At 64.7% G+C, this 12,877-nt stretch carries 10 protein-coding genes and 1 tRNA gene; 7 read left to right on the top strand and 4 right to left on the bottom strand.

Going from position 1 to position 12,877, the window contains the following annotated elements; translation table 11 throughout:
• Positions 1–61: 61 nt before the first annotated feature.
• Positions 62–1,306 (bottom strand): efflux RND transporter periplasmic adaptor subunit, encoded by a 1,245-nt coding sequence (locus XI05_RS16240; RefSeq protein WP_271503307.1) that lies wholly within the window; start codon positions 1,304–1,306, stop codon positions 62–64.
• Between the two features lie 197 nt (positions 1,307–1,503).
• Between XI05_RS16240 and XI05_RS16235 the strand changes: the two genes are divergently transcribed.
• The 7 genes from XI05_RS16235 (at position 1,504) to XI05_RS16205 (ending at position 7,811) form a co-directional block, all read left to right on the top strand.
• Positions 1,504–2,109 (top strand): TetR/AcrR family transcriptional regulator, encoded by a 606-nt coding sequence (locus XI05_RS16235; protein WP_260383306.1) that lies wholly within the window; start codon positions 1,504–1,506, stop codon positions 2,107–2,109.
• A 382-nt stretch (positions 2,110–2,491) separates the two neighbouring features.
• Complete coding sequence (locus tag XI05_RS16230) at positions 2,492–3,709, top strand: multidrug effflux MFS transporter (protein ID WP_271503304.1); 1,218 nt, start codon at positions 2,492–2,494, stop codon at positions 3,707–3,709.
• Between the two features lie 15 nt (positions 3,710–3,724).
• Positions 3,725–5,122, top strand: a complete 1,398-nt coding sequence (gene guaD, locus XI05_RS16225) for a guanine deaminase (RefSeq protein ID WP_271503301.1) — start codon at positions 3,725–3,727, stop codon at positions 5,120–5,122.
• Between the two features lie 11 nt (positions 5,123–5,133).
• Positions 5,134–6,117, top strand: coding sequence for an antibiotic biosynthesis monooxygenase (locus XI05_RS16220; RefSeq protein ID WP_271503298.1), 984 nt, complete (start codon positions 5,134–5,136; stop codon positions 6,115–6,117).
• A 52-nt stretch (positions 6,118–6,169) separates the two neighbouring features.
• Entirely contained in the window at positions 6,170–7,072 is a 903-nt protein-coding gene (rnz, locus tag XI05_RS16215) for a ribonuclease Z (protein ID WP_271503296.1), read from the top strand.
• 154 nt (positions 7,073–7,226) lie between these two features.
• Positions 7,227–7,300, top strand: a tRNA-Gln gene (locus XI05_RS16210).
• Positions 7,301–7,448: 148 nt separating this feature from the next.
• Positions 7,449–7,811, top strand: coding sequence for a DUF1428 domain-containing protein (locus XI05_RS16205; RefSeq protein ID WP_271503294.1), 363 nt, complete (start codon positions 7,449–7,451; stop codon positions 7,809–7,811).
• A 10-nt stretch (positions 7,812–7,821) separates the two neighbouring features.
• Here the strand turns inward: XI05_RS16205 and XI05_RS16200 are convergent, their stop codons facing one another.
• Genes XI05_RS16200 through XI05_RS16190 form a run of 3 tightly spaced genes read right to left on the bottom strand, consistent with a single transcriptional unit; the run spans position 7,822 to position 12,773 of the window.
• The gene (locus tag XI05_RS16200; RefSeq protein WP_271503291.1) at positions 7,822–8,388 is read right to left on the bottom strand and encodes an invasion associated locus B family protein; all 567 of its coding nucleotides are present in this window, start codon (positions 8,386–8,388) and stop codon (positions 7,822–7,824) included.
• Positions 8,389–8,448: 60 nt separating this feature from the next.
• The gene (locus XI05_RS16195) at positions 8,449–11,595 is read right to left on the bottom strand and encodes a multidrug efflux RND transporter permease subunit (RefSeq protein ID WP_271503288.1); all 3,147 of its coding nucleotides are present in this window, start codon (positions 11,593–11,595) and stop codon (positions 8,449–8,451) included.
• Positions 11,592–12,773: an efflux RND transporter periplasmic adaptor subunit gene (locus XI05_RS16190; protein ID WP_271503286.1), complete on the bottom strand. Its 1,182-nt coding sequence runs from the start codon at positions 12,771–12,773 to the stop codon at positions 11,592–11,594. The genes XI05_RS16195 and XI05_RS16190 overlap by 4 nt, the downstream gene beginning before the upstream one ends.
• Positions 12,774–12,877: the final 104 nt, after the last annotated feature.

Genomic DNA, 12,877 nt, shown 5'->3' with positions numbered 1-12,877 from the left:
ATCGGAGTTTCGTAACTGCGAGATCCCGGGTTCGGGTTTCGCCCGCCCCGGGATGAACTAACTAGCGCTGCACCACGTCCTGGTTGCTGTGGTTTGACGCCTGCTGCGGCCCCCGCGCGCCCATCGCTGCCACCTCCGTCTTGAGGAGGGCGCCCGGACGCACGCGTTGCAAACCGTTGACGACGATGCGGTCGCCGGACTTCAGGCCCGAGGTGACGATGCGAAGTCCATCCACGGCACCGCCGAGGGTGACCGGCCGGTAGACGGCGCGGCTGTCGTCGCCGACCGCCATCACGAACTTCTTGTCCTGGTCGGTGCCGATCGCGCGCTCGTCGATCATCACCAGCGCCTGTTGCTTCGGCTGGCCCATGCGCACGCGCGCGAACTGGCCGGGGATGAGGCGCCCGTCGTCGTTGCGGAATACGGCGCGGACACGGATGGTGCCGCTCTGGCCGTTGACCTGGTTGTCGATGAGCTGGATGTGGCCCTTCGCGGACAGGCCGCCCGACGTCGTCATCTCGACCGGGATCTGGTCGAGCTTGCCGCGGCTGCCGGTGCTATCTGCGATCGAGTTCAGCGCGCGCAGCACCAGCTCCTCGTCCGCATCGAACGAGGCGTAGATCGGATTGACCGAGACCAACGAGGTCAAGACCGGGGAGGCGGTGCCGGCGGCGACGAGATTGCCGACGGTGACCTCGATCTTGCCGACGCGGCCGTCCACGGGGGCGCGCACCTCGGTATGGTCGAGATTGAGCTTTGCGGTCTGGAGCGTTGCCTCGGCCGCCTTGACGTTGGCGATCGCTTCACGATGGGCATTGTCGCGCTGGTCGTAGTCGCGGCGGGTGACGACGGCGTTGCCGACCAGCTGCGCGCCGCGCTCGAGCTCACTCTGGGTGAAGACGACGCGAGCCCTGGCGGCTTCGAGCTGGGCATTGGCCTTGTCGACCTCTGCCGCGTAAGGCGCCGGATCAATCTTGAACAGAAGGTCGCCGGCCTTCACCAGCGCGCCTTCGGTGAAATTGGTCGACAGGATCGCGCCAGCGACGCGCGGGCGCAGCTCGACGCGGTTGATGGCCTCGAGCCGGCCGGAGAAATCGTCCCACAGCACGGTCTGCCGCGGCTCGATCATCGCGACGGTGACGGAAACGGCTTGTTCGGCCGCAGCGGCCGGCGCGGTCGCTTGCGCCGGGTGAAGGTAGCGGCCGGTCACGATCGAGCCGGCGACAGCGAGGGCGCCCACGATGGCGACGCCGCCGAGAAGGCGGCGGAAACGTCCAGTGCGGGAGGTGTTTTGGGAGGGGTGCATTTGCGCGCTCCAGATATGTAGTGTTCACTACAGATGTGGAGCTGGATACCGCAGTGCAAGATACTTATGTACCATTCACTAAGAAAATTGTACGCCGATACCGCGACGATTGGAAGACACAGAAAAAGAAAGCTAGAACAAATAGATAGGATCCTGCGTTAGGCTGAGGACAAACGTCGATCCGAGGAGACAGGCACATGGGCATGGGACGCCCCCGGGAATTCGACGCCGAAATGGCGTTGGACCAGGCGATGGAAGTATTTTGGCGCCATGGTTATGAGGGCGCGACCATTGCCCAGCTCACCGAGGCCATGGGCATCAATCCGCCCAGTCTCTACGCCTGCTTCGGCAACAAGGAAGGCCTGCTGAAGGCCGCGCTCGACCGCTACACCAGGCTGCGCAACATCTGGATGGACGAGGTGGTGGCAGCTCCCACCGCCCGAGCCGTGGCCGAGCGCATGTTGATGGGCATCGCCGACAGGCAGACCGATCCCGCCAATCCGCCCGGCTGCCTGCTGGTGCAAGGCGGCATTGCCTGTGGCACAGGCTCCGAGAACGTCCCCTTCGAGCTCGCCGCGCGCCGCGCCCAGAACGAGGACCAGCTTCGCGACCGTTTCGTCCGCGCCAGGGCCGAGGGCGATCTCAAGGAGAGCGCCGATCCGGCTGCGCTCGCGCGCTATGTCTCGGCGGTGTCGGTCGGCATGGGCGTGATGGCGTCCTCGGGCGCCGATCGCGAAGCGCTGCGGCAGGTCGCGAGCGTGGCCGTGCAGGCCGTCGAGGCGCAGTCGGTCGATCGAACGTAGACCAGGGTTGGTCAGGTGCGCGCACAGCTCGCGCAGAGGCAGCCATGCCTTCCGATCGGTTAATCGCCTTCGCGTGAGCCACACGCGAGATGGCGGTCGCGCAATCGGGCCGCTGTTTTGCCCGACGCGTCAAGCGCTTCCGCTTGGCTCGACTGCGAGGTGAAATTCTTCAACGATTCCTACTGTGCATGGGGTTGTTTTCGCATTTTTGTTTTGGGTGACGGCCAGGGCATCATCGCCGAAACAGATCGACCAACGCCCCTAAGAGTTTCTACACACAGTTGTGTCAGCTTCCCACGCGTCAATATCCGCAACCTGCATCGGCGCCTCTCATTGCGCGCACGAAAAGACGGGACCCGCGGGAATCGAGGGGGCGTAAGCCATGACTGCACTCGCTTCGGACGCCGGTCGCGCCAGGAGCGGGATCGTGCCGATCCTGTTGTGTGTCGTGCCGTTCAGCCAGATTCCGCTCGATGCCTATACGCCAGGCCTGCCGCAGATGGTGGTGGATCTCGCCGCCGATCCCGCCTCGATGCAGAACACCGTTACCGCTTACATGCTCGGCATGTCTCTGGCGCTGGTGCCGGTCGGTATCGCCTCGGACACAATCGGCCGCCGCAACGTCCTGCTCGCGGGCCTGTCGGTGCTGATCGCGATGAGCATCGCCTGCGCGCTCGCCACCAGCGCCTCATTGCTGCTGGGCTTGCGCTTCCTGCAAGGCATCGGCGGCTGCACTTGTCTCGTTGTCGCCTATGCGGTCGCCGCTGATTGTTTCCGCGGCCGCGAGCTCACCGCGATCTCCGGCCTGCTTGGCGCAGCCTGGGGGCTTGCGCCGGTGCTGGCGCCGGCGGCGGGTGGCTTCATCGTCGAGCTGACCTCGTGGCGCGGCGTCTTCGTCGTCATTGCCATCGCGGCGGCGATCGTTGCCGCGATCGTCGTATTTCTTCTGCCCGAAACATTGCCGGCGGAACGGCGCGCGCCGTTCGATCCGCGCCGCACCGCCGGCATCTTGCGCGATGCGCTGGTGCGGCCGGGCTTCCTCGCTTTCGTGCTGGTCTTTGCTGCCGCAGCCAGCGCGCAGCTGGCGTTCGGCGTCGTAGCGCCGTTCTTCTACCAGACTGGTCTTGGCTATTCGGCGGCAATCTACGGCCTCGTCGCGCTCGGCCTTGGCGGGGTCAATCTCGCCGGCGAGCTCGGTTGCGCGCATTTCGCGCGCTTCATGCCGGCGCGCATGCTGGGCTTCGGCGCCTTCGCGCTGTTCCTCGCCGGCGCCGCTGCGCTGACCGCAACAGGCATGACCCTCGGTCTCGATTTCCTGTCGATCACGATCGGCGGCGCGCTGGTGCTCGGCGGCTGCGGCGTGCTGTGCCCGATGATGTACGGCATGGCGCTCGGCCTGTTCGAGCGCGACCACGGCCTGATCGGCGGCCTGATCAGCGCGCTCTGCTATCTCGCCGTCAGCGGCGCCATGGCGATCACGGCGGTGTTGCCCGAAGCGACGCAGGCGCCGATCGGATGGCTCTATCTCGGCCTCTGCGCCGTCGCCGGTACGCTGCTAGCGATCTCGCTGCCGTCGGCGCGGCAGGCCACACAGCCTTAAGGAAGGAACTCAATCATGACCACTGTCGGTATTCGCGGCACGTTCTTCGACTTCGTCGACGATCCCTGGAAGCATGTCGGCAACGAGCAGGCCTCCGCACGCTTTCACCAGGACGGCCTCATGGTCGTCGCGGACGGCGTGATCAAGGCCTTCGGCCCCTATGACAAGATCGCCGCCGCGCATCCGGGCGTCGAGATCACCCACATCAAGGACCGCATCATCGTCCCCGGCTTCATCGACGGCCACATCCATCTGCCGCAGACGCGCGTGCTAGGGGCTTATGGCGAGCAGCTCTTGCCGTGGCTGCAGAAATGGGTCTACCCGGAAGAGCTCAAATACCGGGATCGCGATTACGCGCGCGAGGGCGTAAAGCGTTTCCTCGATGCGCTGCTCGCCTCCGGCACCACCACCTGCCAGGCCTTCACGAGCTCCTCGCCAGTGTCGACTGAGGAATTGTTCGAGGAAGCAGCCCGACGCAACATGCGCGTCATCGCCGGCCTCACCGGGATCGATCGCAACGCGCCGGCCGATTTCATCGATACCCCCGAGAATTTCTATCGCGACAGCAAGCGGCTGATCGCGCAGTACCACAACAAGGGCCGCAATCTCTACGCCATCACGCCGCGCTTCGCCTTCGGCGCTTCGCCGGAGCTGCTGAAGGCGTGTCAGCGCCTCAAGCACGAGCATCCGGATTGCTGGGTCAACACCCACATCTCCGAGAATCCGGCCGAATGCAGCGGCGTGCTGGTCGAGCATCCCGACTGCCAGGACTATCTCGGCGTCTACGAGAAATTCGACCTGGTCGGTCCGAAATTCTCCGGCGGCCACGGCGTCTACCTCTCCAACAACGAGTTCCGCCGCATGTCGAAGAAGGGCGCGGCGGTGGTGTTCTGCCCGTGCTCGAACCTGTTCCTCGGCAGCGGCCTGTTCCGCCTCGGTCGCGCCACCGATCCCGAGCATCGCGTCAAGATGTCGTTCGGCACCGACGTCGGCGGCGGCAACCGCTTCTCGATGATCTCCGTGCTCGACGACGCCTACAAGGTCGGCATGTGCAACAACACCCTGCTTGACGGCAGCATCGATCCCGCACGCAAGGACCTCGCGGAAGCCGAGCGCAACAAGCTCTCGCCCTATCGCGGCTTCTGGTCGATCACGCTCGGCGGCGCCGAAGGCCTCTACATCGACGACAAGCTCGGCAATTTCGAGCCCGGCAAGGAGGCCGATTTCGTCGCGCTCGATCCGAACGGCGGGCAGGTCGCGCAAGCGTGGCATCAATCGCTGATCGCCGACGGCGCCGGCCCGCGCACGATGGATGAGGTCGCGAGCATGCTGTTCGCCGTCATGATGGTCGGCGACGATCGCTGCGTCGACGAGACCTGGGTGATGGGCAAGCGTCTCTACAAGAAAGGCTGAGGCGGCCGCCGATGAGCGCATCTCCTGAAACAGCCGGCCAGCCGGTCGCTCTCGTCATCCAGCGCCGCATCGCCGACGACGGCTTTGCCGCGTTCGCACGGTGGAACGGTGAGGTCGGCGAAGTGCTCAAGGCCTGGCCCGGCTTTCTCAGCCAGGAGGTCGTGCCGCCGCAACCCCCCGCGCATGTGGACTGGGTGACGATCCTGCGTTTCGCCAGCCCGGCTGCAGCACGTGCCTGGCTCCAGAGCGATGTACGGGCGCGCCGCATCGCAGAGGTGCAGCGCTTCTTCGTCGGTTCGGAGGACGTCCATATCCTGCCCGACACCGGCGTCCAGCGCGACAGCGCGGTCTCGGCGGTCATCTCCTTCAAGGTCCCCGATGGGCTCGAGGATGCGTTCCTGAAATGGCAGCAGCGCATCCAGGCGGCGGAGGCCGAGTTCAAGGGATTTCTGCGCCACAAGATCGAGCGGCCAATTCCGGGCCTGCACGACGAATGGATCATCATCCTGTCGTTCGACAGCGATGCCAATCTCAATGCATGGCTCGACTCGCCCTTGCGGCAGACCCTCCTTAAGGAGGGCGAGCGCTTCAATGCCGGAATGCACGTGAAGCGGGCGAGCTACGGCTTCAATTTCTGGTTCCCGGCCGGCAAGACGTCGGCCCCCGAGCAAGGGCCCGGCTTCATCTGGAAGAGCAACCTGATCGTTCTCCTGGTTCTCTATCCCGTGGTGTACCTCTGGGGCTTTTTCATCAGCAGGCCGCTGATCGATAGTCATGGCGTGCCGGTCTGGCTGTCGCTGTTCGTCGGCAATCTCGTCAGCACCCAGCTGCTCGGCTGGTGGCTGGTGCCCGCCGCCTTCAGGGCGCTCGACTGGTGGGTGACGCCGAAGGCTGCGATCAGTCGCCAGATCGGCGGCTACGTGCTGCTCGCCGTGCTCTATGCCGCCTCGATGGGCCTGTACGCGCTGCTGCTCGCGTGGCATTGGGGACGGTGAGACCGTCAACCGTCTTGTCGCGGAGAAGGACGGTCGCTGGATATCAACGACCATGTTCGCCCTGACGTTTCTCGGGACATCGGCCAGCGTTCCCTCAGCGGAGCGCAACCATCCGGCGCTGCTCGTGGAAGCCGCAGGCAAGCGCGTCCTGGTCGATTGCGGAGAGGGCACGCAGCGCCAGCTGCTGCGCAGCGGCGCCGGCTTTCGGCGGCTCGATCGCATCCTGCTCACCCACGCGCATCTCGACCACGTGCTCGGCATCCCCGGACTGTTCTCGACGCTTGGCTTGCGGCAGACGTCGGAGGCAATGACCATTCACGGCGGCGCAGGCACGCTCGATCTCGTCGTCCGCATGCTCGCCGGCCTGTGGGGCGCGGGCAGGGCGCCGATCGCCGTTGAGTTCGCGGCGCTGACCGAGGGACAAGTCATCGACGCCGGTGAATTCACCATCGGCTGTTTTCCGGTCCGCCACCGCGACACCGACAGCTTTGGCTTCGTTTTCCAAAGCCCCGCCCGCCGTCATCTTCGGCCTGATCGCCTCATCGCGCTCGGTGTCCCCGACGGTCCCTTGCGCGGCGAGTTGGCCGCGGGCCGACCGATCGTGCTTGCCAGCCGAACCATCGATCCGGAAGACGTCCTCGGTCCGCCGAGCGGCGGCAGCAAGCTCGTCGTGATCGGCGACACCGAGACCACCGAGGGGCTGTCGCAATACGTGGCCGGCGCCGACATGCTGGTGATCGAGGCCACGTTCCTCGATCGCGACGCGCCGACCGCGCGGAATTACGGCCATCTCACCGCGGCAGAAGCGGCGTCCTTTGCGGCCACGAACAAGGTCGGACAGCTCGTGCTGACGCATATGTCAGGACGCTACGAGGACGCGGAGATTCTCGCCGAGGCGACAAGAATCTTCCCGAACACCCGGATCGCCGCAGATTTCGATCACATCGTCGTCTGATCAAATGGCCCCTGACTCGATCATCATGCAGCGCTTGCCAGCCCAGATGCGAGCGGGTAGAACCCTGCCACGCCTGAGCCGTGATTTGCGCGAAGCGCTTCCGGCCAAAGTCGAGCAAATCAGACAAGTCTTTGAATTTGTTCGACTATTCCGCTGGGGAATGGTGTAACGGTAGCACAACAGACTCTGACTCTGTTTGTCTTGGTTCGAATCCAGGTTCCCCAGCCAGCTCCGGGCGGTTTTCGAGGGCATGATTCCGAAGCGCTCCGGCGTAGACATTCACGCGGCGGTTTGCCTCACCCGACATTCGCATGTCCAAGTCGGATCGCGGCATGCTCCATCGTCCTTGGGCTGAACAAACCCAAGGAGATCGCAAATGCCCTATGTCGATGGTTTCATTCTCGCCGTGCCGAAGGACAACATCGAGGCCTACAAGGCGCTGGCGACGAAAGCCTGCGCGATCTGGATGGAGCACGGCGCGCTCGACTATGTCGAATGCATCGGTGACGACGTTCCCTTTGGCGAGCTCACCTCGTTTCCGCGCGCGGTGATGGCGAAGGAGGACGAGATCGTGGTGTTCGCCTGGATCGTCTATCGCGACCGCGAGAGCCGCGATGCCGTCAACCAGAAGGTGATGGCGGATCCGCGGCTGAAAATGGAAGGCATGCCGTTCGACGGCAAGCGCATGATCTATGGCGGCTTCACGACGTTGCTCCGGGCGAGCGACATCACGACGTGAGGAGAACCCGCTACTTGATCTTGTCGTAGGCCGCCGCAAAATCTCCCAGCGGCATCGGGATCGCGATCGTCTCCTTGGCCATGTTCTGGAACGAGACCTTCAGCTGCTTGCCCGAGCGCAAGGCCGCGAGCAGGTCTGGCGCCATCGGGGTCGAGGCGTAGCAGCCGCGGTTCTCGCAGGTCTGAATCTGGAGGTCGAACATCTTGCCTTCGTCGACCTGGAGCTTGGCCCCGACGGGAAGGTTGAGGCCGAGCGGCAATTGCAACAGCGCGATCGGCGTGCGGGTGTCGGGCGCGATGCGGATGTTGATCAGGACGACGGTCTGGCCGGTCTTGGTCAGCACCGCGTTCTGCTCCATCGCGCATTCGAGCGGCGCGTCACGGCTTGCGCTGGTGCAGCGGACGATCCAGCCGGGCTGTCCGGAAGCCCCGTCAGCCTGCGCTTGCGTCGGGGCAGGCGCGGGCTGCGCGGCCGGGGCGGGCGCGGCGTTCTTCTTGGCGCCCTGCTGGGCATGTGCGGCGCCAGCTGACAACAGGACAGCAGCGGCAAGGGCGACAAGTCTGGATTGCATAGGCATGGGAAACCGCATTTGCGAGGTGGGGTCTCGCTGTAGCGTCGCGGCAGGCGCGGCGCAAGCTTACTCGGCGGCTTCCTTGACGCTGCCGTGCTCGTGCGTCTCGTGCCCTTCGCCGTCACCCGAACGGCCCCAGGTCGAGAACCAGTTGTTGAGCTCGTCGAGATAGAGATAGACGACCGGCGTGGTGAACAGCGTCAGCGCCTGGCTGACGATCAGGCCGCCGACCATGGCGTAGCCGAGCGGCTGGCGGATTTCGGCGCCGGTGCCGTGGCCGAGCATCAGGGGCACGCCGCCGAGCAGGGCCGCCATCGTCGTCATCATGATCGGGCGGAAGCGCAGCAGCGCGGCCTGGCGGATCGATTCCTCCGGCGTCTTGTGCTCGTCGCGCTCGGCGGCAATCGCGAAGTCGACCATCATGATGCCGTTCTTCTTCACGATGCCGATCAGGAGGATGATGCCGATCAGCGCGATCAGGCTGAAGTCGAAGCCGGCCGCCATCAGGATCGCGAGCGCGCCGACGCCGGCCGAAGGCAGCGTCGACAGGATCGTGATCGGATGGATGTAGCTCTCGTAGAGAATGCCGAGGATCAGATAGACCACGACGAGCGCGGCGAGGATCAAGAGCGGCACGGTGCCGAGCGACTGCTGGAACGCCTGCGCGGTGCCCTGGAAGCTCGAATTCAGCGTCGCCGGTGCGCCGAGCTCGGCCATCGCCCGCTGCACGGCCTCGGTGGCCTGGCCGAGCGCAACGCCTTGCCCGAGATTGAAGCTGATCGTGATCGACGGGAACTGGCCTTGATGGCTGATCGAGAGCGGGCGGACCGGATCAGTGGTCCAGCTCGCGAAGGTCGACAGCGGCACCTGGTCGCCGGTCAGCGGCGATCTCAGATACAATTTGTTCAGCGTCTCGAGATCGCCCTGCATTTCCGGCAGGACTTCCAGGATCACCTTGTAGGTGTTGAGCTGCGTGAAGTACTGCGTGACCTGCCGCTGTCCGAAGGCGTCATACAGCGTGTCGTCGATCAACTGGGGTTGGATGCCGTAGCGGGCCGCAGTGTCGCGGTTGATCTTGAGCTGGACCGTCGTGCCCTGCGTCTGCTGGTCGGTCGCGACGTCGCGCAGCTCCGGCAGCGTCTGCATCTTGGCGAGGATCTTCGGCGCCCATTCGTTGAGCTCGGCGAGATCTGCGTCCTGCAGGGTGAACTCGAACTGCGTGCGCGTCGGCCGGCCACCGAGCCGGACGTCCTGGGCCGCCTGCATATAGAGGCGCGCGCCCGGCACTTTCTCGAGCTTCGGACGCAGCCGCGCGATGATCTGCTGAGCGGACGCCTCCCGCTCGTTGCGCGGCTTGAGCGTGATGAACATGTTGCCGTTGTTGCCGGCACGGCCGCTGCCGCCGATGTTCATGGCGATCGTTGCGACGTCGGGGTCGTCCATCACGATCTTGCCGAGCTCGACCTGTCGGCGCTGCATCTCCTTGAACGAAATGTCCTGCGAGGCTTCAGACGTGGCCGTGATCAGGCCGACGTCCTGCTGCGGGAAGAAGCCCTTGGGGATCAGCACGAACAGGTAGACCGACAGGCCGAGCGTGACGAAGAAAATCGCGAGCGTGGTGCGCCGCCAGGCCAGGGCGTGGTCGAGCACGTATTCGTAGCCGCGCAGCATGCCGTCGAAGGCGCGCTCGCTCCACTGATAGAGCTTGCCGTGGGTGACCTCGCCATGGGCGCGCAGGAAGCGCGAGGCCATCATCGGCGTCAGCGTCAGCGACACGAACATCGAGACGAAGATCGTCATCGCCAGCACGACGGCGAATTCGCGGAACAGGCGCCCGATGATGCCGCCCATCAAGAGCAGGGGGATCAGCACCGCGACCAGCGAGATGCTGATGGAGACGATGGTGAAGCCGATTTCCTTGGAGCCTTTGAAGGCGGCCTCCATCGGCGAGTCGCCTTCCTCGATGTAGCGCGTGATGTTCTCGAGCATCACGATGGCGTCGTCGACCACGAAGCCGACCGCGATGGTGAGCGCCATCAGCGACAGATTGTCGAGCGAATAGCCGGCCACCCACATCAAGGCGCAGGCACCCAGCAGCGCCAATGGCACCGTGACAGTGGGAATGACCGTCGCCCAGAAGCTTCGCAGGAAGATGAAGATGACCATGACCACGAGGGCGATGGTCAGCAGCAGCGTGAACTGGACGTCCTCGACCGCGGCGCGGATGGTGGTGGTTCGGTCGCTGATGAGCTCGATCTTGATCGCGGGCGGGATCGCCGCCACGAGGCGGGGCAGGGTCGCCTTGATCCGGTCCACGGTCTCGATGACGTTGGCGCCCGGCTGCTTGAAGATCACCAGGAACACGCCGCGCTTGCCGTTCGCCCAGGCCGCCTGCTTGGCGTCTTCGGCGGCGCTGACCGCCTGGCCGATGTCGCGAATCCGCAACGGGGCGCCGTTGCGATAGGCGATGATGACGTCGTTCCAGTCCTTCGCGTGCGTGAGCTGGTCGTTGGCGTAGATCGTATAGGCGCGCTTCTCGCCGTCGATATTGCCCTTGGGGCTGTCGACCGTGGTGATCGCGATCTGGCTGCGGATGTCCTCCATCGACAGGCCCTTGGCGACCAGCTTTGCGGGATCGACCTGGATGCGGATGGAAGGTTTCTGCTGGCCGCCGATGAAGACCTGGGCGACCCCTGAGAGCTGGCTGATCTGCTGGGCGAGCTGGGCGTCGACCGAGTCGCTGACGGTGGTCAGCGGCAGCGTCTCCGATGTCGCCGACAGCAGCAGGATCGGCGCGTCGGCGGGGTTGACCTTGCGGTAGGTCGGGGGCGACGGCAGGTTTTTCGGCAACTGGCCGCTGGCCGCGTTGATGGCGCCCTGTACGTCGTTGGCGGCGCCGTCGATGTTGCGGTTGAGGTCGAACTGGATGGTGATCGACGCCGTGCCCAGATAGCTCGTCGAGGTCATCTGCGCGATGCCCGGGATCTGGGCGAATTGCCGCTCGAGCGGCTGTGCCACGGACGAAGCCATCGTCTCAGGGCTGCCGCCGGGCAGGTTGGCGGTGATCTGGATGGTCGGAAAGTCCACCTGCGGCAGCGGCGCGACCGGAAGCAGGGGATAGGCGACCAGGCCGACGAAGAGAATGCCGGCCATCAGCAGCGAGGTGCCGATGGGATATCGGATGAATGGTGCCGAAATCCCGCCCTCGGTCATTGCTGTCGTACCTTGTTCTGGGCCGGATCCGAGCTTGCCACCGCAGTCGACACCAGGCTTCCGGGCTGGACCTTGAACTGACCGCCGACGATCACCTGTTGGCCGGGGCTCAAGCCTTCCTCGATGACCGAACGCCCGTCGATGCCATAGCTGACCTTGACCTTGTGCAGCTCGGCCTTGTTGTCCTGATTGACCGTGTAGGCGTAGAGCCCGTTGGTGGAGTGCTGGACCGCGTCATCCGGAACTACGGTCGCATCCTTCAGCGTTCGCACCAGCAGCCGCGTCGAGACCGATTGGCCCGGCCACAGCGTGTTTTCCTTGTTGTCGAACACCGCCTTGAGCCGGATCGTGCCGCTGCTCGTGTCGACCTGGTTGTTGATCACAGCGAGCTTGCCCTCGGCCAGCGTCTTCTTGCCGTCGGTGGTGAAGGCGATCACCTTGAGCGCGCCGGCCTTCTGGCCCTCGCTGATATAGGGGAGCTGGTCTTCCGGCGCGGTGAAGATCACCGCGATCGGCTCGACCTGCGAGATGGTGACGATGGCGGTCTGCGAGGAGGCGTTGACGATGTTGCCGATGTCGACCTGACGCAGGCCGGCAACGCCGGTGATCGGTGCCTTGATCTGGGTGTAATCGAGCTGGGTCTGGGCGTTGGAGATCGCGGCATCATCGGCGGCGATCTGCGCGGTGAGCTGAGCCACGGTGGTGCGCTGGGTGTCGACGCGCTGGGCGGTGGCAAATTCGCCGAGCTTCGTGGCGCGCTGGAGCTCGAGATTGGCGTTGGCGAGACTGGCCTCGTCCTGCGCCTTCTTGGCCTTGGCCTGGTCAAGCGTGGCCTGATAGGGGCGGGGATCGATCGAGACCAGGAGATCGCCCTGCTTGACGATCTGGCCTTCCCTGAATTCGAGCTTGTCGATCTGGCCATCCACGCGGGTTCGGACCTGGACCGTGTTGAAGCCCTGAACCGTGCCGAGACCGGTCAAATAGACCGGAAAGTCGGTCTTCTGGACCGGTGCAACGCTGACGGGGACGGCGGAGGGGCGAGGCGGGCCTTTTTGAGCGGTTTGTGCGGTCTGGACTTTTCCAGCCTCGGACGAGCCGAATTTCTGCCAACCATAATAGCCCGCGGAGGCCACGGCCGCGATGATCAGAAGCCAAAGGATCGGCCGGGACTTTTTCATGTCGTCTCGTATCGGCTCGCATGCCCTCGGCTACGAATATCGGGGCAATCGTACGGTTCCATATGATGTATAATACACGCCAACTTCCAGTGTAAACAGCACTA

The organism is Bradyrhizobium sp. CCBAU 11357 (genome assembly GCF_028128865.1).
GTDB lineage: Bacteria > Pseudomonadota > Alphaproteobacteria > Rhizobiales > Xanthobacteraceae > Bradyrhizobium.
This window is presented reverse-complemented; position numbering and strand designations above follow the sequence as displayed.